Origin of the sequence: Virgisporangium aliadipatigenens, assembly GCF_016863615.1 — a bacterium.
Taxonomy (GTDB): Bacteria; Actinomycetota; Actinomycetes; order Mycobacteriales; family Micromonosporaceae; genus Virgisporangium; species Virgisporangium aliadipatigenens.
In genome coordinates this window covers 105771-128182 of the sequence record NZ_BOPF01000009.1, presented here as the reverse complement: position 1 = coordinate 128182, position 22412 = coordinate 105771, and the positions used below count along the sequence as shown (strand labels likewise).

The 22412-nt window shown below is 73.9% G+C and carries 20 protein-coding genes; 14 read left to right on the top strand and 6 right to left on the bottom strand.

Annotated features, from left to right (window positions below; all coding sequences use genetic code 11):
- Nucleotides 1-20 precede the first annotated feature (20 nt).
- From Val02_RS14840 to Val02_RS14830, 3 genes are all read right to left on the bottom strand, one after another.
- A complete protein-coding gene (locus Val02_RS14840) occupies nucleotides 21-2723 on the bottom strand; it encodes an AAA family ATPase (RefSeq protein WP_203899628.1) in 2703 nt (900 codons plus the stop codon).
- Nucleotides 2724-2823: 100 nt separating this feature from the next.
- Entirely contained in the window at nucleotides 2824-3696 is an 873-nt protein-coding gene (locus tag Val02_RS14835; RefSeq protein ID WP_203899627.1) for an NADP-dependent oxidoreductase, read from the bottom strand.
- A gap of 117 nt (nucleotides 3697-3813) precedes the next feature.
- Nucleotides 3814-4818 (bottom strand): GlxA family transcriptional regulator, encoded by a 1005-nt coding sequence (locus Val02_RS14830; RefSeq protein ID WP_203899626.1) that lies wholly within the window; start codon nucleotides 4816-4818, stop codon nucleotides 3814-3816.
- A 71-nt stretch (nucleotides 4819-4889) separates the two neighbouring features.
- On the opposite strand from Val02_RS14830, the gene Val02_RS14825 reads away from it, so the two are divergent.
- Nucleotides 4890-5843 (top strand): NADP-dependent oxidoreductase, encoded by a 954-nt coding sequence (locus tag Val02_RS14825; protein ID WP_239152922.1) that lies wholly within the window; start codon nucleotides 4890-4892, stop codon nucleotides 5841-5843.
- Nucleotides 5844-5861: 18 nt separating this feature from the next.
- Here the strand turns inward: Val02_RS14825 and Val02_RS14820 are convergent, their stop codons facing one another.
- Entirely contained in the window at nucleotides 5862-6194 is a 333-nt protein-coding gene (locus tag Val02_RS14820) for an ArsR/SmtB family transcription factor (RefSeq protein ID WP_203899625.1), read from the bottom strand.
- A gap of 257 nt (nucleotides 6195-6451) precedes the next feature.
- Here Val02_RS14820 and Val02_RS14815 point away from each other — a divergent pair, with 257 nt between their 5' ends.
- The 9 genes from Val02_RS14815 to Val02_RS14775 all read left to right on the top strand — a co-directional run bounded on the left by Val02_RS14815 (nucleotide 6452) and on the right by Val02_RS14775 (nucleotide 16564).
- The gene (locus Val02_RS14815) at nucleotides 6452-6823 is read left to right on the top strand and encodes a hypothetical protein (RefSeq protein ID WP_203899624.1); all 372 of its coding nucleotides are present in this window, start codon (nucleotides 6452-6454) and stop codon (nucleotides 6821-6823) included.
- Between the two features lie 76 nt (nucleotides 6824-6899).
- The gene (locus Val02_RS14810; protein ID WP_203899623.1) at nucleotides 6900-8234 is read left to right on the top strand and encodes a DUF8832 domain-containing protein; all 1335 of its coding nucleotides are present in this window, start codon (nucleotides 6900-6902) and stop codon (nucleotides 8232-8234) included.
- Nucleotides 8231-8653: a hypothetical protein gene (locus Val02_RS14805; RefSeq protein WP_203899622.1), complete on the top strand. Its 423-nt coding sequence runs from the start codon at nucleotides 8231-8233 to the stop codon at nucleotides 8651-8653. The genes Val02_RS14810 and Val02_RS14805 overlap by 4 nt, the downstream gene beginning before the upstream one ends.
- A gap of 1 nt (nucleotide 8654) precedes the next feature.
- Nucleotides 8655-9698, top strand: a complete 1044-nt coding sequence (locus Val02_RS14800; protein ID WP_203899621.1) for a hypothetical protein — start codon at nucleotides 8655-8657, stop codon at nucleotides 9696-9698.
- A complete protein-coding gene (locus tag Val02_RS14795) occupies nucleotides 9695-10270 on the top strand; it encodes a hypothetical protein (protein WP_203899620.1) in 576 nt (191 codons plus the stop codon). Before Val02_RS14800 ends, Val02_RS14795 begins: the two co-directional genes overlap by 4 nt.
- Nucleotides 10267-11388 carry a sensor histidine kinase gene (locus Val02_RS14790; RefSeq protein ID WP_203899619.1) on the top strand — a complete coding sequence of 374 codons (1122 nt, stop codon included), beginning with the start codon at nucleotides 10267-10269 and terminating at the stop codon, nucleotides 11386-11388. Before Val02_RS14795 ends, Val02_RS14790 begins: the two co-directional genes overlap by 4 nt.
- Nucleotides 11385-12062: a response regulator gene (locus Val02_RS14785; protein WP_203899618.1), complete on the top strand. Its 678-nt coding sequence runs from the start codon at nucleotides 11385-11387 to the stop codon at nucleotides 12060-12062. The genes Val02_RS14790 and Val02_RS14785 overlap by 4 nt, the downstream gene beginning before the upstream one ends.
- A 109-nt stretch (nucleotides 12063-12171) precedes the next feature.
- Nucleotides 12172-15870, top strand: a complete 3699-nt coding sequence (locus Val02_RS14780; protein WP_203899617.1) for an Ig-like domain-containing protein — start codon at nucleotides 12172-12174, stop codon at nucleotides 15868-15870.
- Nucleotides 15871-15985: 115 nt separating this feature from the next.
- A complete protein-coding gene (locus tag Val02_RS14775; RefSeq protein WP_203899616.1) occupies nucleotides 15986-16564 on the top strand; it encodes a DUF4097 family beta strand repeat-containing protein in 579 nt (192 codons plus the stop codon).
- Nucleotides 16565-16640: 76 nt separating this feature from the next.
- Here the strand turns inward: Val02_RS14775 and Val02_RS14770 are convergent, their stop codons facing one another.
- Both Val02_RS14770 and Val02_RS14765 read right to left on the bottom strand, forming a co-directional pair.
- Nucleotides 16641-17675: a trypsin-like serine peptidase gene (locus Val02_RS14770; RefSeq protein WP_203899615.1), complete on the bottom strand. Its 1035-nt coding sequence runs from the start codon at nucleotides 17673-17675 to the stop codon at nucleotides 16641-16643.
- Between the two features lie 113 nt (nucleotides 17676-17788).
- Nucleotides 17789-18763, bottom strand: coding sequence for a TIGR03557 family F420-dependent LLM class oxidoreductase (locus Val02_RS14765; RefSeq protein WP_203899614.1), 975 nt, complete (start codon nucleotides 18761-18763; stop codon nucleotides 17789-17791).
- Nucleotides 18764-18903: 140 nt separating this feature from the next.
- On the opposite strand from Val02_RS14765, the gene Val02_RS14760 reads away from it, so the two are divergent.
- The 4 genes from Val02_RS14760 to Val02_RS14745 all read left to right on the top strand — a co-directional run bounded on the left by Val02_RS14760 (nucleotide 18904) and on the right by Val02_RS14745 (nucleotide 22405).
- Nucleotides 18904-19545, top strand: a complete 642-nt coding sequence (locus Val02_RS14760) for a hypothetical protein (RefSeq protein ID WP_203899613.1) — start codon at nucleotides 18904-18906, stop codon at nucleotides 19543-19545.
- Nucleotides 19546-19627: 82 nt separating this feature from the next.
- Nucleotides 19628-21667 carry a M1 family metallopeptidase gene (locus Val02_RS14755; RefSeq protein WP_203899612.1) on the top strand — a complete coding sequence of 680 codons (2040 nt, stop codon included), beginning with the start codon at nucleotides 19628-19630 and terminating at the stop codon, nucleotides 21665-21667.
- A 61-nt stretch (nucleotides 21668-21728) separates the two neighbouring features.
- Nucleotides 21729-22190, top strand: a complete 462-nt coding sequence (locus Val02_RS14750; protein ID WP_239152920.1) for a DUF2975 domain-containing protein — start codon at nucleotides 21729-21731, stop codon at nucleotides 22188-22190.
- The gene (locus Val02_RS14745; protein ID WP_203899610.1) at nucleotides 22190-22405 is read left to right on the top strand and encodes a helix-turn-helix domain-containing protein; all 216 of its coding nucleotides are present in this window, start codon (nucleotides 22190-22192) and stop codon (nucleotides 22403-22405) included. Before Val02_RS14750 ends, Val02_RS14745 begins: the two co-directional genes overlap by 1 nt.
- Nucleotides 22406-22412: the final 7 nt, after the last annotated feature.

The window sequence follows — 22412 nt, the reverse complement described above, 5'->3', positions numbered from 1 at the left end:
CGACTGCCTAACCCGGCAACCTAGGCAAGAACGGCGAGCACCGCGGGATGTCCCTTCAGCTGCCGGCGCGAACTCACCCCGAGCTTGCGGAAGATGTTGCGCAGGTGCGCGTCGACCGTGCGCTTGCTGATGAACAGCTGCACGGCGGCCTCGTTCGACGTCGCGCCGGAGGCCACCAGCCGGGCCACGGCCGCCTCCTGCGCGGTGAGGCTGTCGAACGACTTCTCGGCGCGCTGGCGCACCCCCTCACCGCAGGCGCGCAGTTCCTCGGCGGCGCGCCGCGCGAAGGAGTCCGCGCCCGCCGCGTCGAGCAGTTCGTGGGCCAGGCGGAGCTGACCGACGCCGTCGCGGCGGCGACCCTGTCGGCGTAGCCACTCGCCGTAGAGCAGGTGCGCCCGCCCGCGGTGCGGGACCAGCGGTGTCTCGGCCAGCCGTTCGACGGCCTCCCGGAAATGGTCCTCGACGCCGGTCACCAGCCCGCGGGCGTAGGCGGCGATGCCCCGCCCGGCCGGCGTTCCGCTCGCCTCGGTGCGTTCGGTCAGCGACGCCATCGCCTCGGCGGCGAGCGCGTCCTCCCGGCAGCGGACCGCCGCCTCGATCAGCTCCGGCAGCGCCACCCCGGCCAGGAACAACCGACCCGGGGCGGTCGCCCGGCGCGCGGCGGCCAGCGCGGCCGGATAGTCGCCGAGCCCGTTGTGCAGCATGGCCGTGGTCCAGTCCAGGTTGGTGACCTGGCCGGCGCCGTCGGCGGTGACCGCCCGGCCGGCCGCCTCGAACAGGCTGCGGGCCTCCGCGCGGCGCCCGCGCAGCGCGGCCAGTTGCAGCCGGGGGTAGACCAGCGGGGCGGCGCCCGCGGCGTCGGCGATCGCGCCCTCCTCGGCGAGCGCCGCGAGCGCCAGGCCGATGTTGCCGGTGAAGGTGGCGTCGGTGGCCGTCTGCGCGAGGCCGAGCCGCAGCTGCGTCGGCGAGCCGGACTCCCGGCCCGCCTTGACCAGCCACTGCGCGATGATGGCCGTCGCGTGCGGGTCCCAGAGTTCGGTGGAGATCATGCTCGCCAGCCCGGCCCATCGGGTCCACATCGGACGCCGGTCGGCGTGCAGCAGTTCGGCGAGCATCGGCGCCACCGCGCGGTGCTCGCCCGCGTCCAGCCGCAGCAGCGCCGCCAGCATGTCCGGCGAGTCCGCCGGGGGAGCCGACCGCGCGGCCGTGAGGATCCGCGGGACGAACCCGCCGCCGCGGCCGGCCAGCAGGCTGGCCTCCAGCGCGTCCAGATAGCACTCGCGGGCCCGCCGCACGTCCAGGGCGGCCAGCCGCCGGGCGGCCGCGGCCATCAGCGCGGGGCCGGTGCCGTCGCCGGGCCGGGTGAAGGCGATCCGTCCGTGCAGCAGTTCGACGCGGGCGCGCCGGAAGTCGTCCAGGTCGGCGGTTTCCACCGTCGTCAGCAGCGCCTCGGCCGCGCCGGTGTCGTCGGCCGCCAGATGGGCCTCGGCCGCGTCCATGGTCCGGTCGATCCGCTCGCCGGCCTCCGGTGTCAGTTCGGCCGCCCGTTGCCGGAACGCCGCGGCCGCCGCCATCCCGCCGCGCGCCTGCGCCCGGGCGGCGCATCGCTGAAGGTCGGCGGCGATCTCGGCGTTCGGGCTGACGGTGGCCTGTGCCCGGTGCCAGGCGCGGCGGTCGGGTGCCGTGAACGGGTCGGTGATCTCGGCGAGCGCCCCGTGCGCGGCCCGGCGTTCGGCGGCGCCGGCCGCCCGGTACACCGCCGAACGGGCCAGCGGGTGACAGAACCGGACCCGGGTGCTGAACTCGGCCAACCCGGTCGCCTCGGCCTCGGCGCTCGCCGGCTCCGCGGCGACACCCAGCAGCCGCACGGCCGGCCACAGCAGGGCCGGATCGCCGGTCGGGTCGGCGCTCGCCACGGTCAGCAGCAGGCGGGCGCCGGCGCTCAGGTCCCGCAGGCGGCCCTGGAACGCCTGCTCGACGCGGTTCGACACCGAGCCGGTCTCGGGCAGCGCGAACCCGCCGGCCCGGGGCAGTTCGAGCAGCGCCAGCGGGTTGCCGTTCGCCTCGGCGACGAGCCGGTCCCGGACGCGTTCGTCCAGCGCGACGGGGCTGCGGGCGGTGAGCAGCTGGCGGGCGCTCTCGTCGCTCAGGGCCCCGACGACGAGCTCGGGCAGCGCGGCCAGTTCACCGGCCGGGCCGTTCGACGAGAGGGGCGGAACGGGCGCGCGGACGGCGAGGAGGATGGCGATCGCGTCGGCGGCGATGCGGCGGGCCAGGAACACCAGCGCCTTCGACGACGCCGCGTCCAGCCACTGCGCGTCGTCGACCACGCACAGCAGCGGCCGGTCCCGGGCGGCCGCGGCGATCAGTTCCAGGACGGCCAGGCCCACCCGGAACGGATCCGGCGTGCCGGCGGTGAGCCCGAACGCCACCCGCAGCGCCTCCCGATGGCGTTGCGGGATCTCGCCGGCGTGGCGCAGCACCGGCACGCATAGCTGGTGCAGGGCGGCGTACGGGAGCTCCTGCTCGAACTCGGCCCCGGAGGCGCGCAGGACCTGGAAACCCGCCGCCGCGCGCGCCGCCCGTTCCAGCAGCGCGGTCTTGCCGATGCCGGCCTCGCCGCTGAGCACCAGGACGCCGCCCGCGCCGGACGACGCGGCCGCGACGACGTCGGTGACCTGGCGGAACTCCTTCTCCCGGCCGAGGAGCGCATCGGGCTGCATGGGCAGAACGTAGAGGATCGCGGCGGCCCCGGCACCCGAGGGTGTTGCCTATGCGCCGGGGATAGGCAACTGTTGCCGATGCGCCGGACCTGCGGCGACTTCACACGGTGAGGACGACCTTGCCCCGGGTGCGGCCCTGCTGGACGTACGCGTGCGCGACGGCGATCTTCTCCAGCGGGAAGGTGGTGTCGATCCGGGGCGTGTAGGCGCCCCGGCCGCCCAGCCAGGAGACCTCGGCCAGGTTGGCGGCGGCGTTCGTCAGCGGGTCCGCCAACGCGACCCCGAGGGCGTGCGCCCGATGGTCGGCCACGGTCGCGACCCGGCCCGGGTCACCGACGACGGCCACGAGTTCGGCCAGCGAGCCCGAGCCGACCGTGTCCAGCGCCGCGTCCACCCCGGCCGCGGCGGCGCCGTACCCGATCGGGGTGATTCCGAGGGAACGCAGATACTGGTGCCCGGCCTCGCTCGCCCGGCCGATCACCGTGGCCTCCCGCGCGTGGGCGATCTGCGCCGCCGCCGAGCCCACCCCACCGGCCGCCCCCTCGATCAGCACCGTCCGACCGGCCAGGTCGCCGAGGAGTGCCAGGCCCGCCATCGCCGTGGCCGAGACCAGCCCGGCCGCCGCGGCCCGCTCGGTCGACCAGGTGTCCGGGATCGGCGCCCAGAAGGCGAGGACGGCGAACTCGGCGGCGCCGGCCCGGGTCAGCCCGAACACCCGGTCGCCGGGCCGCACCCCGTCCACCCCGGGCCCGACCTGATCCACGACACCCGCCGCGTCGGCGCCGGGAATCGCCGGGAACTCGACCGGCATCACCTCGGCGAGCAGGCCGGCCCGGATCTTCCAGTCCATCGGGTTCACGCTCGTGGCGGCGACCCGGATGCGGATCTCGCCCGCCCCGGCACGCGGCTCGGGGGCCTCCTCGACGGCGAGGACGTCGGGTTCGCCGTAGCGGTGGAAGCGCGCTGCTCGCATGTCCGGCGCCTCGCCTCAGGCCCGGTGCCCGAGGGCCCGCAGGGGGTGGTAGATCATGGGACCGATCCTCACGGGACCGGGGCCGGGGACGCATCGGCGAACGATGCCTATCGGCCGTTACGTAGGTACGTTCGCCGTCGCGTCGACCGGCCTGCGGAACGTGCGCCGGTACCGCTGCGGCGTCACCCCCAGCGTCGCGTGCAGGTGCTGCCGCAGCAGCGTGGCACTCCCGAAGCCGGCCTCGGCGGCGATCCGTTCGACCGGGAGGTCACTGGTCTCCAGCAGGGTGCGCGCCCGGTCGATCCGCTGTGCGATGAGCCACTGCGCCGGCGTCACCCCGGTCTCGGCGAGAAAGTGCCGGCTGAACGTGCGCTTGCTCATCGACGCGTGCGCGGCCAGGTCGGCGAGGGTCATGGCCTGTTCGAGGCGGCCGAGTGCCCACTGGCGGGTCGGTCCGGTGCCGAGCGCCGACGGGGGAGGGGTGGGGCGGTCGATGAACTGCGCCTGCCCACCGTCGCGCCACGGCGCCACCACACAGCGGCGGGCCGCCGCGTTGGCCGTCGCGACGCCGTGATCCTTGCGGACGATGTGCAGGAACAGGTCGATGCCGGCCGCCGCGCCCGCGGAGGTGAGGATCCGGCCGGCGTCGACGAACAGCACGTCCGGCCGGGCCCGCACGCGGGGGAACATCCGCGCGAAGACGTCGCTCAGCGCCCAGTGCGTCGTCGCGGCGAGGCCGTCGAGCAGGCCCACGGCGGCGAGGATGAACGCCGACGTGCAGGTGCTGACGATCCGCGCGTCGGGCCGTACGAGGGCGAGGGCGGCGGCCGTGGCCGGGTCGGCGGTGCCGTCGCGCAGCAGGCCCGGCGTGGGTTCCTGGGTGGCGACCACGACCGTGTCCGCCGTGGCGAGGACCGTCTCGTCGTGGTCGACCTGCACGGCGAAACCGGCGTTCGTCGGCACCGGGGCGCCGCCGATCGAACAGGTGATCACCTCGTACAGGCGCCGCCCGTCCGCGTCGAGGGCCTCGTTGAGCACCCGGGCCGGGATGCCGAGGTCGAACGGCACGACGTTGTCGAGCGCGAGCACGGCGACACGATGCGGAGCGGCACGTCGGGGCATGGCACGAATCTTACGCACGATGCCCTTCGAGCCACTGTTTCCGTGCGATCATCGTGGCCAGACTTGCTCCCATGAACACGAACGACACGATGAAAGCCGTTACGCAGCAGGCGTTCGGCGGTCCCGAGGTGCTCACCGTGAGCCGCGTGCCGCGGCCGGAGCCGCTGCCGACCGAGGTGCTGGTGCGGGTGCGCGCCGCCGGCGTCAACCCGGTGGACTGGAAGACCCGCGGCGGCGGTGGCATGGCCGGCGTGCTCGGCGGGCCGCCGTTCACGCTCGGCTGGGACGTCGCCGGAACGGTCGAGCGCGTCGGGTTCGGCGTGACGACCCTCGCGCCGGGCGACGAGGTGTACGGGATGCCGTGGTTCCCGCGCGCCGCGAGCGCCTACGCCGAGTACGTGACGGCGCCGGCGCGGCACTTCGCACGCAAGCCGGCCAAGGCGTCGTTCGAGGAGGCGGCCGGGGTGCCGCTGGCGGCGTTGACGGCGTGGCAGGCGCTGGTCGACACCGCCGCGGTGGGCCCGGGGCAGCGTGTGCTGATCACCGCCGCGGCCGGTGGCGTGGGGCACCTCGCGGTCCAGTTCGCCAAGAATCTGGGCGCGCACGTGACCGCGGTCGCCGGGGCGCGCAACCAGGAGTGGCTGCGCGATCTCGGCGCGGACGAGGTCGTGGACTACGGCGCCGTGCGGGTCGAGGAGGCGGTGCGCGACGCGGACGTCGCGGTCGACCTCATCGGCGACAACCTCGAGATCGTGCGGACGCTGCGCCGCGACGGGCTGCTGATCGCCGTCCCGAGCGGGGTGTCTCCGCAGTTGGTCGCGGCCGCCGAGCGGGTCGGCGTCCGCGCCACGCCCATTCTCGTCGAACCGGACGGAGCCGCGCTGCGCACCATCGCCGCCCTGATCGACGACGGCGCCGTGCGGGTCGAGGTGGCGAAGGTGTTCCCGTTGGAGGAGGCCGGCGCCGCGCACGCCTACGGCGAGCTGGGCCACACCCGGGGCAAGATCGTCCTGCGGGTCGCCTGACGGCCGTCGTGAACGACCTCAGCGGCCGCGGGCGCGCAGTTCGATCAACAGCCCGTCCCGGTCGCTGAGCACGGCGCCGAGAATGCGCCGCCCCGCGGCGAGCAGGTCCGCGACGTCGGACGTGCTCAACGCGTACATCACCAGCTGGCCGTCGCGGTAGGAGGTGACGATCCCGGCGCGGCGCAGGACGGCGAGCTGCTGGGAGAGGTTCGACGCCTCCACCTCGATCTCGGCGAGCAGGTCCCGGACCGGCCGCGGCCCGTCCTGCAGCAGTTCCAGCACCCGGATCCGGACCGGATGGCCGAGCGTGCGGAACATCTCCGCCTTGGCCTGATACAGCGGCACCGACATCGCAGCACACCTCCTCCTGCCATCTGACCACCTCGTGCCGGTCGGTGGCAGACCCGGAGGGTGTCTCCACGAGATGTGCCATACAACCATTTCGGAGTTGCGGAACTTTTCAAGTCGCCGCCGTTCACCGCAACAGTCGCACCGGCCGCCGGCGCGGCGCCGGACGCGGTGTGCGGCGGCTCGGTCCGTTCGTGGGACAGGCTCGGCCGGCGAACGAACGCAGACCGGTGCACAGACACTCTCCGGAGGACATCGCCATGCCAGAGATGGACATCGCCCTCAAAGACGCCATGCAGATCGACGGTTCCCTCGGGGTGGCGCTGGTGGACGTCACCAGCGGAATGGCCCTCGGGATCGCGGGCGGCGGCAAGGACCTGGACCTCGCGATCGCGGCGGCGGGCAACACCGACGTCATCCGCGCCAAGCAGCGCACGATGGAGATGCTCAATCTCCGGGAGGCCGTCGAGGACATCCTCGTGACGCTCGGCAGCCAGTACCACCTGATCAGGCCGCTCACCGGCCGCAACCGGCAGAACCTCTTCCTCTACCTCGCCCTCAACAGGTCGCGGGCCAACCTCGCCCTCGCGCGTCACCAACTCCGGCAGATCGAGGAGAACCTCAACATCTGAACTAGTTCCCGGGAACTAGCCCCGTCGATCCCGGGCCCTACGCGCGGGGTCGGCGTGCTGCCTAGCGTCCGTGGGCATGTCGATCCGCTCGTTGACGGCGGCGGCGCTGGCGCTGCTGGTGTCGTCGGTCGCCGCGGTGCCGGCCGCCGCGCACGCGCCGGACGCCGCCGCCGACACCGTGCTGGCCCAGACGTTCGCCGGTACGGAGCTGACCGTGGCGCTGCGGCATCCGGAGCGGGTGCCCGGGCCGTTGCGCGTCGACCTGATCGCGCACCTGCCGGCCGCCGCCGTGACGATCGCGGTCTCCGTGCGCCCGGTCACCTCCGACCCGGTCGACGCCGTGACCGTTTCGGTGGAACGCGACACCGCGCGCACCTACCCGGTGGAGCTGACCGTTCGCGGCACCGGTGCGCACTGGCTGGAACTGCGTGCGCCCGGCGAGGTGTCGCAGCTGCCGTTCCGGGTGCTGGTGCCGCGGGCGGGTACCGCGGGGTGGCTGGCGACCGGGGCTTTCGCGGCGACCGGGCTGCTGCTGGCGTGCGCACTCGCCGGTGCCGTCACGGGCCGGCGGGCGCTGGCCGGGCTGCTCGGCGGGGCCGGCGCGACGGCGTTCGTGGTGGCGGCGACGGTGGCGCTGCTGACCGCCACGCTGCCGCCGGCCGCGCCCGAGGGGGCCGCCCTGACCGGGACGGCCGGCCCGCAGGGACGGCCCTACGCGCAGGCGCGCATCCGCACCGAGCCGGCGACGCCGGCGGTGGGTGACGAGTTCACCCTGCGGGTCGAACTGACCGACGGCTCGACCGGCCGTCCCGTCGACGACCTGGTGCCGCACCACGCCGCACTGGCGCACGCGGTGGTGACGTCGCTGGACGGGACGGCGTTCCACCACGTGCACCCGCGGCGGGTGGCGCCCGGGCGGCTGGAGGTGCGGCTGCGGGCCGCGCGTCCCGGGCCGCACGTGGTGACCGTCGAGGTCGAACGGGCGGAGTCCGGCGGGCAGCTGGTGTCCGGCCGCTTCGAGGTGACCGGCGACGCGCGAACCGTCGCGGCGCCGCCACTTCCGCAGCCGCTGCCGGGCGTGCCCCGCGACGTGGTCGCCGGAGCGCCGGTGCGCGTCGAGATCGACACCGGGCCGGGTCGGATCCAGCCGTGGCTCGGCATGGCCGGGCACCTGATCGTTCGCGACGACGCCGGCGCCTTCCTGGGCCACGCGCACGAGCTGGCCTCGATGAACGCCGACGCGGCCGGGTTCGCGCCGCCGGACGACACCGTCGCCGCCTACGGGCCGACGCTGCGCTTCGCGTTCACGTTCCCCGCGCCGGGGCGCTATCTCGTGTGGCTGCAGTACGTGCGGGACCTGCGGCTGGTCACCGTTCCCTATGCGGTGAACGTGCGGGCGGAACCGGCATGAGGCCGCGGACCCTGACCGCGACGGTGGCCGTCCTGGTCCTCACGCTGCTCGGCCTCGCCGCGCTGGAGACGGCCCGCTCCGCCCCGGAACCGTTGCGGCTGCACGGCATCGGCGAACGGTACGCGGCGACGGTGCGCCTGGACCGGGCGCGCACCGGCACCGTCGAGGCCGACATCGCCGTGGAACGCCGCGACGGCGCGGCCGCCGACGCCGTCACCGTCACGGTCGCCGCCGCCATGCCGGCGATGGGGCACGTGACCGCGGAACTTCCGGGCCGGCAGGTCGGCCCGGACCGCTTCCACGCGCGGGGCGAACTGTTCGCCATGCCCGGCGCGTGGCAGCTCGACATTCGGGTGCGGACAGCGGCGGTGGTCGACGTGATCACCGTCGACGTCCGCGTGGACAACGGAGGTGGATGAGATGGAGACCCGAACGGGCCCGAGCCCGGCCCAGCGCACCGGCGCCTGGGTGGTGCTGCTGGGCTTCACGCTGCTGTGGCTCGGCGTCGCCTGGGACGGGCAGTGGCACGTCGACGTCGGGCCGGACACGTTCTTCACCGCGCCGCACCTGATGTTCTACCTCGGCGCGGCGATGATCGGCCTCACCTCGCTGGCGGTCGTGCTGGCCACGACCCGCGACGCCACCGCGGCGGCGCCGAGCGGCCGGGTCGTCGCCGTCGGGCGGCTGCGCGCACCGCTGGCGTTCCTCGTCACCGGGTCGGGCTCGGCCGGGCATCTGCTGTACGGGGCGACGGACCTGTGGTGGCACACCGTCTACGGGTTCGACATCCTCGAGCTGACGCCCTCGCACATCGGCCTGCAACTGGCGTTGCAGACCCAGGCGGGCGGGCTGGTGCTGGCGTTCCTCGCGCTGCGGTCGCGGCGCTCCGGGCGCTGGGGCGCGGCCGTCGCCGGTGCGCTCTTCGTGGCCAGCGCCGCGATCACCCTCGACGGGGAACTGTTCGGCTTCCCGCTGACGCTGATCGGGCACGGCTGCGGCGCGGTGTGGGTGTTCGGGGTGCTGGTCGGCGCCGACCTGCGGTACCGGTGGCTGGTGGCGACCGGGGCGGCGTTCCTGGCGGTGCTCGCGGCGACGATGCTCTTCCCGCCGTACGCCACGCAGGTCTACGCCGACGCGATCGACCTGCGCCAGCGGGACAACGCGCTCGGGTTGTCGATCGTGGGGCTGACCCTGCCGATGGTGTTCCCGTTGGTCGCCGCGGCGGTGGCCGCCGTCGTGCTCGCGGTGCGGCGCAAGGGGTTCGGGCCGCGCGGGGTGATGCTCGCCGTCGGCGCGGTGACCGCTCCGGCCATGGCGGCGCAGGCGGTGGTCTCCGGCGGGTTCGGGGTCGGGGCGCTGGCCGACCTCGCCGTGGTCGCGGTGGTGGGGGCCGGGCTGTGCTGGTTCGGGTGGCAGAGCGCGGCGCTGCTGCGGGCACCGGCCGTCGCGGGGGTGGCCCGATGAGGCGGTTCCTGTTCGGGAGCGTGTTGACGGCGGTCCTTCTGCTGGTCGGTGCGGCGCCCGCCGCGGCCGTTGCGCCGCCCCGGATGGTGCACAGCGAGGTGTTGCCGTTGGGCGGCTCGACGCTGACGGTGTCGTTCAGCGACTGGCCGTTGCGCGCCGACCGGTCGCTAGACTTCACGTTCGCGCCGGCCGAGGGCATCGCGGGCCGCGGCGGCACGGTGCGCGCCGTCTCGCCGGGCGGTTCGGCCACGCAGCTCGGCATCGTGGGGCTGCTGGCCGGCGACCCGGACATGACGCTGGCCCGGTACCCGCGCGACCCGGACGTCTGGGGACTCGACGCGGTCGCACTGCCGGAGGAGGGGACGTGGCGCTTCGAGTTCACCGTTCGGGGACCGGAGGGCACGTCGCGGGCGGAGCTGGCGCTCACCGCGGGTCCGCGCCCGGGGCCGCCGCCGGCGCTGAGCTGGACGGTGGGGCTGCTGCCCTGGGCGGTCGCCGCGCTGGTGCTGGCCCACCGGTGGATCCGCACCCGGCCGGTGCGGCGGCGGATCGGTTCCAGCTGGAACGGATGAGTGCGCTCCTGCTCGTCGCCCTGCCGCCGCTGTCGGCCCTCGTGGCCGTGCTGGACAGCCGCGCCGGAACGCCCGTGTGGCTGCTGTTCTGCGTCGTGCTGGCACAGTCGGCGGCGTTGGCGTGGTCTCGCCGGTTCCCGCTGACGGTGCTGGTCGTCGTCGCCGCCCTCGAGGTGGTGCTGGTCGCCCGGGACCTGGAACTGCTGGTCGGGTTCCTCGCGGCGGCCTGCGCACTGGGCGCGTGGGGCGGGCGGTGGCAGCAGCGCGTCGGGCTGGCGTTCGGGTTCGGGCTGCTGGGCGTCGGGCTGGTGCTCAGCGTCGGCGGCGGCAACCGGCCGGGCGTCTCGGTCGCCGGCCTCGGCGCGCTGGCCGCGCTCTTCGCCGGGTTCTGGTCGGTGGGGCGGCTCAGCGCGGGCCACCTGCGCCGGCTGGTCGAGCTGAACCGCTACTCGCGCCGCCTGGAGGCCGAACGCGCCCTCGCCGAACGCCGCGCCGCCGACCGCGAGCGGGTCCTGCTCGCCAGGGAACTGCACGACATCCTCAACCACGCGGTCACCGCGATGGTGCTGGACGCCGACGCGGCCGTCGAGACCGGCGACGACACCGAGTCCCGGGCGGCGCTGCGCCGGGTGGCCGCGACCGGCCGCCAGTCGTTGGGCGAACTGCGCCGCCTGCTCGCGGTGCTGCGCGCCACGGGCGACGGGGCGGACCACGACCCGCTCGCCGTCCTGCCGGGTCTGTCCGATGTGGACAGTTTGCTGCGGCACCTGCCCGAGGGCGGCCCACGGGTGCGCCTGGAACGCCTCGGCACGCCCCGGCCGCTCGACGCGAGCGTGGGGCAGGCGGCGTACCGGGTCGTGCAGGAGTCGCTGACGAACGTCATCCGGCACGCCGGTTCCGTCGACACGCGGGTGTGCCTGGAGTTCGCGCCGGGGGCGTTGACCGTCCGGGTGGCCAACGCCCCCGGGCGCACCGGCGTCCCCGGCAGCGGCGGCGGGCTCGGCCTCGTCGGCATGCGCGAGCGGGTCGAACTGGTCGGCGGCACGCTCGCGGCGGGGCCGGGCGCGGACGGCGGCTTCGAGGTGCGGGCGACGTTCCCGGTGCGGGACGCCGGATGAGCGGCACCGAGCCGATCGACGTGCTGGTCTGCGACGACGAACGGCTGCTGCGCGAGGCGCTGGGCCGGCTCATCGCGGTGGCACCGGACCTGCGGGTCGTCGGCACGGCGGCGGACGGTGCGGCGGCCGTCGCGGCGACCGAACGGCTGCGGCCGGACGTGGTGCTGATGGACATCCGCATGCCGGTCATGGACGGGATCGAGGCCACCCGGCGGATCGTCGGCGGGCGGCGTTCCCGCGTGCTCATCCTGACCACCTACGACCTGGACAGCTACGTCTACGCGGCGCTCGCGGCGGGCGCCAGCGGCTTCCTGCTCAAGGACGCGCCGAGCGAACGCCTGCGCGACGGCATCCGCATCGTCGCCTCCGGTCAGGCGGTGCTCGCCCCGGAGGCGACGGCGCGGATGATCGAGGCGTTCGGGCCGGGGCTGCCCGCCGCGGACGACCGCGCGCTGCTCGACGCGGTGCGTCACCTGTCCCCGCGGGAACGGCAGGTCTGCGAACTGGTCGCCGCCGGCCTGTCCAACGACGAGATCGCCCGGCGGCTGGGCATCAGCCGCTACACGGTCAAGGCGCACGTGTCGAACATCCTCGGCAAGCTCGGGGTGCCGGACCGGGTGCACGTCGTGCTCGCCTGGTCCCGCCTGCCGGAACTGCGCACCGGATCCGGGTAGCAGAAGCGTAGCCGCAAAAAGAGTATATCCGACAAAAGCCTTGCCCCTCGAAGGGCGCCGGGCGGATGGTCGCCGCACCACGATCTTCCATGCCGAGGGGCGGTGCGCTGTGCTGACAGACGGAACCCTGGACCTGACCCATCTGGGCCTGTTCATCGTCGACGCGGCGGCGCCCCACGCACCGGTGTCGCGCCTACCCGTCTACGCCGAAGTGGGCCTGGGTGCCACGCCCGGCGAGGTCGACCCCCGCTTCGCCGACGACGACCTCGTCACCGCGCTGCGCCGGGCCGACGAGGAGAGCGACGACGGCGACGCGGCCCGCCGGCGCATCGTCGGCACGCTCGCCGTGGAGATCTCCCGCGTGCTCACGCCGGCGGCGCGCGACACCCTCGCCGCCGACCGGGACCGGAAGGTCGACTTCCTGACGGACGCGCTGCGCGGGGCGCGCACCGCCCTCGGCCGCCGGCTGGCCGACGCGCGCCCGGACGAGCTGCGCGGCGCGCTGAAGGCCGCGATCCGGGCCGAGGCGCAGCGCCGCGACCTCGGCGTCACCGGGCCCGACGCGGCGGCCGTGACCTGGGCCCACCCGCTGGGGATCCTCGCCACCGACCACGCCGGCTATCTCTCGTTCGACCTCACCCGGCTGCCCCCGGGCGTGCGCGCCGCGCTGCACGACGCCGTGCGCACCCGCCGGGACACGCCGACGGCGCCGCGCGACCTGACCGTGTGGCTGTACCCGCTGGCGGCCGGCGTGCCGCCGATCGACGCGCTCGAACAGGGCCGCTTCACCCGGCACGCCGTCGTGGCGCGGCTCGCGCTGACCCCGCCGCACACCACCGCACAGGCGGCCCGGCTGGGCTTCCCGGCACTGCAGCGGCCGGATCTCGTCGACTGGGAGCTGTCGCCGGTGTCGTTCGCGGTCAACGGCGCCGCGATCCTCGGCGACGGCGGCTGCGAGACCCTCCTGCCGGCGAACGTGGCGGTGCAGGAGTTCCGCTTCTACCAGGCGGTCGGGCTGCGGGACCCCGGGGCGCAGCCGCCGGGACTCGGCGACGCCGCCGCACTGATCCGCGCCGGTGTCGTGAACCGGTACCGGATGGCCTGGTTCCACCTCGGGCACTCGCTCGGCCCGATCCTCTACAGCCTGCCGCTGGCGCCGGGCGAGTCGGTCAACATCGCGGTCGTCGACTGGTCCCACACCACCGACGCCGAACGCACCGAGGACACGAAGGTCGACGAGCAACTCGTGCACAGCCAGCACCGCGAGCGGGCCATCACCGAGACGGTCGACGCGGCGCTGCGGGAGTACCAGGCGGGCAGCAGCTCCATGGCGGGCTTCGCGGCATCCGCCGGCGCCAGCGGCAGCATCGGGGTCGCCGGCGCGGCGCTCGGCCTCTCGGGCGCCATCGGCGGCGCCTCGTCGGACAGCAGCGGCAGCCGGGACCTGAGCGCGACCACGGTCCAGCAGCTCAGCGACCGCGTCGCGCAGGCCAGTGCCGCGTCGCGGGAGCTGCGCAGCACCGTCGTCGTGCACGCCAACCAGAGCGAGAAGGAGGCGATCGAGACCCGCACGGTGGTCAACTACAACCACTCGCACGCGTTGACGATCCTCTACTACGAGGTGCTGCGACACCTGCGCCTGGTCACCGAACTGACCGCGCAGAGCCCCGCCGTGCTGGTGAAGGTGCGCGCCGACCACTTCGCCGGCACCGACCTGGACGCCGCGCGGACGGCCGTGCGGCACCAGGCGGCGCTGCGGGCCTCGTTGCTGGACCCGCGCCTCGACCCGGCGTTCGAGGCGGCGCAGCGGTGGATCCGTCGGGGTGGCGCGCTGCCGCCGCTGCCGGCCGCCCCACCGGCGCCGGCCGTGCGGTTCCGGTTCTTCATCTTCGAAATGACCGTCGGCGGAATCGCCGTCGAGGACCGCTCCGACGCCGACGTCGACATCGAGGCCAGCCTCTTCGGCAGTGCGTCGGTGCGACTGGTCAACCAGGCGGCCGCGGGCGGACCGAGCCCGAAGCTGGACCCGCCGGGCGCGTTCGGCCAGAAGGACGCGGTGGAGCGGTTCGTGGCCATGCCGCAGGCGCCGGGACCCGTCAACTGGGCCGACCTGGACGGCATGGCGCTGGCCGTCAATCTCAGCCGGACGTTCATCTCGTTCAAGCACATCAAGGTGATCGGCGTCGACAGCCCCGGCCGCCACGAACACGTCGTCCTCGACCAGAGCTACGCGAACGGCCATCTCGTCATCAGCGAGAGCACGCAGCTCACCCTGCCGCTGCTGCCGCCGCCTCCCGCGCCGCCGGCGCCGCCCGGGTACCCGGCCGACGTTCTCGACGATCAGGCGAGGACGCTGGAACTGCTGGCGCACCTGCGCGAGAACGCCGCGCACTACGGGCGTGCCGTGATGTTCCACCAGAACCCCGGCGAGCGGGCCCGGTACCTGCAGACGATCCGGCTCGCCGACGGCTCCGGCGTGCTCGACCACGTGGAGAACCGGCCCCTGGAGTTCGTCAGCACCGGCGACGGGGACTTCATCGCGTTCCCCTGCACCGACGAGGCGTGGCGCACCCGCATCGCCGGCGTGCTCGAACCCGCCGAGGACGACCCGGGCGTGCTCGACGAACGGCTGATCACGCTGCCCACCCGTGGGGTCTTCGCCGACGCGCGGCTCGGGCACTGCAACGCCTCCGAGGAGATCGACAACACCCGCTTCTGGGACTGGCAGCAGTCGCCGATCCCGCACACCGCGGCCGAGATCGCGGCGATCAACGCCGTCACCCCGCGCCCCGAGCCGACCGACCTCACACCGACCGCGCTGCCCCAGCCGATCGTGAACATCGTCAATCCGCCCGCCGCGCCGGATCCCACCGGCCTCGCCGCCGCCGTCGCCGGCATCACCACCCCGAACGTCTTCCGCGACATGTCCGGCCGGGCCGAGCTGAACGATCTGCTCAAGCGGCTCTCCGACAACAGCGTCAGCATCGCCGAGGCGTCCAGCATCGCCCGCGGGATCCAGGCCAAGCAGGCGCACCCCGGCGGCGGCGTGGCCCCGGTCGGCGGCCCCGGCGCGCCGAACGGCGCCGTCGGCGGTCCCCGCGCCACACCGACCGAGCCGTCGACCACCAGCCGAGACCTGCACGATCTCCAGCGGGTGCTGGGCAACGCCGAGGAGCGGGGCCTGCTCAGCCCGCAGGACAGCCGCGAGCTGTACACCACGGCCGCGCGGAACGCCGTCACCCCCGACGGGACGGCGCATCTGCTGTTCGGCGTGGCGGTGCCCGATCCGGCGGAGTGGCGGCCGCTGGCCCGCGCCGCCGTGCCCTGGTCGGCCTGGACCAGGGAGCAGAAGATCCGTGCGATGGACGAACGGCAGGCGGCGTGGAACCGCCTCCTCAACGGCACCCGCCGGCCCGAGGACCGCGAGACCCTCGACCTCGTGGAGCCCTACCGCGCCGACATGCGGGACTTCGCGGCCCGCACGGTCAAGGTGATCCTGGCGGTCACCCCGTTCCAGACGGCGAACGCCGGCGACCGGGTCACCCTGACCGCCCAGTTGTTCCTGCCCGGCGGCCCGCCGCCGGCCGGGCAGGTGACCTTCTCCGCGGAACTGCCGCTCGGCCGGCAGTCGCTCGGCACCCGGAACGTGGCCGACGGCAAGGCGTCGGTGAGCACCACCGCCCTGCCCAAGGGGCCGGTGCGGCTGATCGCCGAGTATCCGGACCAGACCGTCGCCGACCCCAACGGCGGCCCCGGCCAGGTCGAGCTGAACGGCGGCCAGGACCGCACCACCTACACGATCACCTGACACCACCGGAGACCGGCGTCGCGGCGGCGTCCGCGCGACGGCGGCGCCGTGTCAGCGGGCCCGGCCATCGTTGCCTCGTCACCGAACGAGCGAACCGAAACGCGAGGAGCCCACGATGCCGACCTACACCACCCCCGACCCGATCCGCGTCACCGTCGACCTGTCCGTCGGCGACGTCAGGTTCGTCGCGAGCGACCGCGCCGACACCGTCGTGGACGTGCGCCCGAGCAACGCCGCCGACGACTCCGACGTGCAGGCCGCGCGGCAGACCCGGGTCGAGTTCGCCGACGGCGGGCTGAGCGTGCGCGGGCCGCGCCGGCCGATGCTCGACCTCTCCCGCCGGAGCCGCGCCGTCACCATCGTCGTCGAGCTGCCGACCGGTTCGGCCGTGCACGGGGAGGTGGCGGTCGGCGACGTCGACAGCAGCGGCGTGCTGGGGGAGTCCCGCTTCAGGACCTCCGCCGGTCACTTCCGCCTCGACCGGACCGGTCCGCTACGCCTGTCGACCACCGGCCACGTCACCGTCGGTGCGGTGGCCGGCGACGCCGAGATCGCCACAGGCAGCGGCCGGGTGCGCATCGGCACGGTCACCGGCCCGCTGCGGGTCCGTTCCGCCGACGGCGACATCTCGGTCGAACGGGCTGAGTCCGGCGTCGACGCGAAGACGTCCAACGGCACCGTGCGCCTCGGCTGACGGCCGGTGCTGTCCACAGTGGACCGTCCGGGGTGCGCGACGTCGATGGCGGCTCCCCGGACGGTCGGTCCCGCGGCTACTGCACCTTGATGAGGTTGCGCACGTTGACGGCACCGTCACCCAGGTACGGCTGGCGCCACTCGTCGACGGCGAAGAAGTGCCAGCTGTTCTGCGAGACGATGTAGCCCCAGCCGCGGCTCAACTGCAGGTCCTGCAGCAGCGGGCCACCGCTGGCACCGTGGAACATGTCGCACTGCTGGCCCATCTGGTTGTCGTTCACCTTCCACGTGGTGGTGTTGGTGCACGCGAACAGGCGCTCGCCGGTCATGTCGGTGCGGGCCGGGTAGGCGTCCTGCGGATACCCGAACGACGTCACGGTCCAGTTGTAGACGCCGGTGTTGAACTTGTAGCCCTGGTAGCCGGTGACGTCGGCGACCCGGCCGAGGGAGTTCGGCCACAGGGCGACGGCGCCGATGTCGTAGCCGAAGTCGCCGTTGTTGATCCAGCCGTTGGTGGAAGCCGCGTACTTCCAGCTCCACGCCGCCAGGAAGCTGCCGTTGTCGTAGTCGGCGCGGAAGAAGAAGTTGCTGAACCAGCCGCGCCCGGCGCCGCCGCCGTGCACGCAGTGGCCGGCCGTCCAGATGCTGCTGAAGTTGTCGGCGTTGATGACGCTCGCCGAGCAGTAGCCGCTGCCGCCGTCGTCGCGGGTGAAGTACAGCTTGCCGATGGTGCGCGCCGGCATCACGCCGTGCGGGCTCCACAGCGTGGCCCGGCCGCCCAGGACGGTGGAATCCGTGGTGCCACCGGCGATCCCGGCCTTGCCGCCGCGGGGCAGGGCACCGTCGGCCGACTGCGCGCCGAGTCTCGACGGCTGCGCCGTGGCGGTGCTGGTGCCGTTCGACCGGGGAATCTCAGGGGTGGCCTTGGCCATCCGCTCCGGCGTCCAGTAGGCGGCGACCTGGTCGGGGATCTGTCTCGACGAGATGCCGGTCGGCGCGGACATCAGGTCCGCGGGGACCGCCGCGGACGCGGTGCCGGTCGCGGCGAGCGCCGCCCCGGCCGCCAGTGCCAGGGCGAGTCCGGCGGTCCTGAGCCTGAAACAGGTTCCCACGTGTCCTCCAGGAGCTGTGTCGATTGCGCCGTGTCTATCCGGCGATCGGCGTGATCGACAGCGTCCGGTCGGACTCGGGACTCGCGCGAACACGACACCCCGCGGGTCGCGGCTCAGGGGGCCAGGGCGCGCAGCCTCTCCAGCAGCGGCCCGGCCGCCTTGTCGAGGAACTCCTGCTGCAGCGCGTCACCGACCTGCACGAGCGCCACGTCGGTGAAACCGGCCTCCCAGTACGGCTTGACGCTCTCGGCCAGCTCGTCCAGGTCCGGCCCGCACGCGATGGACCCGGCGACGTCCTCCTTGCGGACGAACTGGCTGGCCGCCGCGAACCCGGCCGGCGTGGGCAGGTCGGCGTTGACGTACCAGCCGCCGCCGAACCAGCGGAACTGCTCGTGCGCGAGGTCGATCGCCTGCTGCTTGTCCGGCGCCCAGCAGATCGGGATCTGGCCGATCGCCCGCGCGAGTCCGTCCGGGCGCGCCTTCGTCCAACCCTTGACCAGTTCGGCGTCGGGTTCGACCGCGATGAGGTGGTCGCCCAGCGGTGCGAAGCGTTCGACGGAACGTTCGCCGGAGACGGCCAGGCCGATCGGGACGCCGCCGTCCGGGGCGTCCCACACCCGCGCGGAGTCGACCCGGAAGTAGTCGCCCTCCCAGGTGACCAGCTCGCCGGTGTGCAGTTCGCGGATGATCTGCACGGCCTCCTCGAGCATGTCCTGCCGCTGCGCCACGGGCGGCCAGCCCTCGCCGGTGACGTGCTCGTTGAGGTTCTCGCCGGCGCCCAGGCCGAGGATGAAGCGGCCGTCGGAGAGCACCTGGATCGTGGCGGCCTTCTGCGCGACGACCACCGGGTGGTAGCGCTGGATCGGGCAGGTGACGTAGGTGGCCAGTTCGACCCGGGAGGTGGTGTGCGCGACGGCGCCGAGCACCGACCAGGCGTACGGCGCGTGCCCCTGCTCGGTGAGCCATGGCGAGTAGTGGTCGCTGATGACCTCCAGGTCGAACCCGACCTCCTCCGCCCGGGCGGCGTAGCGCACCAGGTCCTTCGGCCCGCTCTGTTCCGTCATCAGCGTGTATCCGAACCGGACCACCGTCGCACCGCCTCGCTCGTCGACACCGATCTACCGCCCACAGGTCTGCCCGGAGCGCACGCGGTCAAACAAGGCCGGGACCGCTCCCGGACTGCCGCCGCTACCGTCGTGCGTACCGAGACCCGGGCGGGAGTGCGGCGATGTGGATCTGGATCGCGGTCGGCGCGGCAGTGCTGGCTGCGGCCGTAGTGGTGCTGCGGCGGCGAAGCGTCCGGCGGCGGCGTGTCCATCCGTACTACGTGACGGCGAAGAAGCTGCGCATCACCTGGCCCCCCGGCTACGCGGAGCACCGGCCGATCCGGATGGTGCGCAGGCCCGACGCGCTCTTCCTGATCGAGGAGTTCGCGAGCCGGGCGGCCGCGCTCGACTTCCTGCGCCGCTGCGAGATCCGGGAGGAGCGCATCTACGTCATCGCCGAGAACCCGGAGGGCAACCTCGGCCGGGACCTCATCATGATCTTCGAGGAGGCCGACGGCGCACCCGTCGAGATCGGCGAGCGCAGCCCGCTGCCGGCACCACGGCACTCCGACGAGGACTGCGCGCGCTGCGGCTACCCGGTGATTCCCGGCGCGCTGCCCGAACTGGACGGCGCCGCCACGGTGCGGGTGGCGGTCGCGCTCGACGGGATGGCACGGGACGGCTCCGGATTCCGGTGCGCGGACTGCGGCGCGTTGGGCTGCGCGTGGTGCTATCGGGCGGTGCCGCAGCGGACCGACGGGTCGGGTCACGCGGACCCGCGCTGCTGGTTGTGCGGCGGCCGGGTCGACGTCCTGGTCGAGTGACCGGCCGGCGGTTCGACGGACATCACTAAAAGGCGGGATCGCGTGCAACCCCGGGGATCCCGGCTCTCGTCTGTGTGCTGTGATGCGAACCAAGTCCCTTCTCGCGGCGGTCTGTGCCGCTGTGCTGGCCGTCTCGACGGCGTCGGCCGCCGAGGCCGCCGGTGGCGCGTTCAGCCCCGGCGCGCCCGGTGCCGGCGACCCGTACTTCCCGCTCGACGGCAACGGCGGTTACGACGTCGGCGACTACCTGCTCGACCTGGCGTACGCGCCGGACACGGACACGCTCACCGGCGCCGTCACCATCAAGGCCACGGCGACGCAGGACCTGTCGGCGTTCAACCTGGACTTCGACGGGCTGACGGTGCGGAGCGTCACCGTCGACGGGCGGGCGGCCGGGTGGCAGCGCGCCGACGGGGAGCTGACCGTCACGCCGGCGCGCGGGCTGCCGCGCGGTCGGGCGTTCACGACGGTGGTGCGCTACGACGGGGTTCCCGCGCCGATCGACGATCCGACCATCGGCACCTCCGGGGTGGTGCACACCGACGACGGCATGATCGTCGCGGGGGAGCCGCACGCGGCCGCGACCTGGTTCCCGGTCAACGACCACCCGACCGACAAGGCGACCTACACGGTCCGGATGAGTGTTCCGCGGGGCCTGACGGCCGTCTCCAACGGCGCGCTCAAGGGCAGCGCCACCCGCGACGGGCGCACGACCTGGACGTGGCGGGCCGACGAGCCGATGGCGCCGTACCTGGCGACCGTCGCGGTCGGCCGCTTCGACCTGCGCGCCTACGAGGCCGACGGGCTGAAGTGGTGGGACGCCGTCGATCCGCGGCTGACCGCGCCGGCCGCCGTGCCGCACGGCGGTTCCCGGCTCGCCTGGTCGGGCGACGGGATCCCGGCCTACCGCCGCCTCACCCGCGTCGTCGACGTCCCGGCCACCGGTGCCCGGCTGTCCTTCTGGAACATCATGAACACGCCCGACACCGGCTTCTTCTTCGTCGAGGCGCACACGGTCGGCGCGGCGGACTGGACGACGCTGGAGGAGTCCTCGGGGCTCGGCCGGCCGTGGGCCGGTTCGCTGTGCAGGCACTTCGACACGCACCCGTTCCTGGCGCACTACGTGCGCGCCGGCGCCGACGGCGAGTGCGAGGCCACCGGCACCACCGGCGTGTGGCGCGGGCTCTCCTCGTACAACTCCGGCCGGGAGTGGAGCGAGTGGTCCTACGACCTGGCCGCCTATGCCGGCAAGCGGGTCGAGCTGTCGCTGTCCTACGTGAGCACGAAGCCGGTCGAGTCCTGGGAGGACGACACCGAGCGGCCGGGCGTGTTCCTGGACGACCTGGTGCTCTCCACCGATGCGGGCAGCACGTCGTTCGAGACCGGGCTGGAGGGCTGGAGCGCCGGCACCGCGCCGGGCAGCCCGGCCGACGCGCGCTCCTGGACGGCGGCCGCCGCCGACACGATCCCGGCGGGCGGTGCGACCATCGGGCAGGCGCTGTCCCGGCAGCCGGAGATGGTGCGCTTCCTCGCGTCGAACTTCGGGCCGTACCCGTTCCGCACGGCGGGCGCGATCGTGGACCAGTCCGACCTGGGCTTCTCGCTGGAGACGCAGACCCGGCCGATCTACTCGACGCAGGTGTTCTGGACGCGTTCCGGGGCGCAGAGCGTGGTGCTGCACGAACTGGCGCACCAGTGGTTCGGCGACAGCGTGAGCGTGCGCGGCTGGCGGGACACCTGGCTCAACGAGGGCTTCGCCACGTACGCGCAGTGGCTGTGGGAGGAGCACGAGGGCGGCCGCTCGCCGCAGGAGACGTTCGACAGCGCCTACGCCGCCCTGCCGGAGGACTCGGGGATCTGGGACTTCGCGCTCGCCGAACCGGGCCGCGAGGCCATGCTGTGGAACTCCGTCTACCTGCGCGGCGCGATGACCCTGCAGGTGCTGCGCGGGAACGTCGGCGACGAGCCGTTCTTCCGGATCATGCGCACGTGGACGTCGGAGTTCGCCGGCCGCAACGCCACCACCACGGACTTCGTCGCCGTGGCCGAACGCGTCGCCGGCCGGCCGCTGGGCGGTGTGCTCGACCCGTGGCTGTTCCGGGCGGGTCGGCCAGCCGTCTAGCCGACCTATTGACTTTCGATAGGTAGTGGGCGACATTCGATACATGTACAACGTGTATCGAGTGGTAACCCCGCTCCGGGTCTTCCTCGTGGTGCTGTTCGGCGTCCTGGTCCTGTTCCAGACCATGTCGCTGCCGGGGCAGTTCGCCCACATGGCGAAGGAGGACCCGGAGATGGCCTATCTCCGCTGGCCCGCGACGGCCGTGACCGTGTTCTGGCTGCTCTGCGTCCAGGTGGTCATCGTCGCCACCTGGAAACTGCTCAGCCTGGTCAAGAGCGACCGCATCTTCACCGAGGGCGCGCTGGTGTGGGTGGACGCCGTCGTGTGGGCCGTCGCCGCCGGCTGGGTGACGCTGGTCGGCGTCTTCCTCTACGTCGGCTTCAAAGCCACCGACCCCGGCCTGCCGCTGCTGCTGTTCCTGGCGGTCGTCGGTGTGAGCGTCGTGGGGCTGCTGATGGTGGTGATGCGGGCGCTGCTGCGACAGGCCACGACGCTGCGCACCGACATGGAGGCGGTGATCTGATGTCGATCGTGGTGCGGATCGACGTCGAACTGGCCAGACGGAAGATGAGTGTCGGCGAGTTCGCCGAGAAGGTGGGCCTCACGCCGGCGAACGTGGCGGTGCTGAAGAACGGGCGCGCCAAGGCCGTGCGGTTCAGCACCCTGGAGGCCATGTGCCGGGTGCTCGACTGCCAGCCCGGAGACCTGCTGGAGTTCGTGGACGACGAGGCGCCGTGAGCGGGCC

Excerpts from the sequence above, each read along its gene's own strand:
- Val02_RS14840 (WP_203899628.1), bottom strand. The coding sequence starts at position 2,723 with ATGCAGCCCGATGCGCTCCTCGGCCGGGAGAAGGAGTTCCGCCAGGTC.
- Val02_RS14835 (WP_203899627.1), bottom strand. The coding sequence starts at position 3,696 with ATGCGAGCAGCGCGCTTCCACCGCTACGGCGAACCCGACGTCCTCGCC.
- Val02_RS14830 (WP_203899626.1), bottom strand. The coding sequence starts at position 4,818 with ATGCCCCGACGTGCCGCTCCGCATCGTGTCGCCGTGCTCGCGCTCGAC.
- Val02_RS14825 (WP_239152922.1), top strand. The coding sequence starts at position 4,890 with ATGAACACGAACGACACGATGAAAGCCGTTACGCAGCAGGCGTTCGGC.
- Val02_RS14820 (WP_203899625.1), bottom strand. The coding sequence starts at position 6,194 with ATGTCGGTGCCGCTGTATCAGGCCAAGGCGGAGATGTTCCGCACGCTC.
- Val02_RS14815 (WP_203899624.1), top strand. The coding sequence starts at position 6,452 with ATGCCAGAGATGGACATCGCCCTCAAAGACGCCATGCAGATCGACGGT.
- Val02_RS14810 (WP_203899623.1), top strand. The coding sequence starts at position 6,900 with ATGTCGATCCGCTCGTTGACGGCGGCGGCGCTGGCGCTGCTGGTGTCG.
- Val02_RS14805 (WP_203899622.1), top strand. The coding sequence starts at position 8,231 with ATGAGGCCGCGGACCCTGACCGCGACGGTGGCCGTCCTGGTCCTCACG.
- Val02_RS14800 (WP_203899621.1), top strand. The coding sequence starts at position 8,655 with ATGGAGACCCGAACGGGCCCGAGCCCGGCCCAGCGCACCGGCGCCTGG.
- Val02_RS14795 (WP_203899620.1), top strand. The coding sequence starts at position 9,695 with ATGAGGCGGTTCCTGTTCGGGAGCGTGTTGACGGCGGTCCTTCTGCTG.
- Val02_RS14790 (WP_203899619.1), top strand. The coding sequence starts at position 10,267 with ATGAGTGCGCTCCTGCTCGTCGCCCTGCCGCCGCTGTCGGCCCTCGTG.
- Val02_RS14785 (WP_203899618.1), top strand. The coding sequence starts at position 11,385 with ATGAGCGGCACCGAGCCGATCGACGTGCTGGTCTGCGACGACGAACGG.
- Val02_RS14775 (WP_203899616.1), top strand. The coding sequence starts at position 15,986 with ATGCCGACCTACACCACCCCCGACCCGATCCGCGTCACCGTCGACCTG.
- Val02_RS14760 (WP_203899613.1), top strand. The coding sequence starts at position 18,904 with ATGTGGATCTGGATCGCGGTCGGCGCGGCAGTGCTGGCTGCGGCCGTA.
- Val02_RS14755 (WP_203899612.1), top strand. The coding sequence starts at position 19,628 with ATGCGAACCAAGTCCCTTCTCGCGGCGGTCTGTGCCGCTGTGCTGGCC.
- Val02_RS14745 (WP_203899610.1), top strand. The coding sequence starts at position 22,190 with ATGTCGATCGTGGTGCGGATCGACGTCGAACTGGCCAGACGGAAGATG.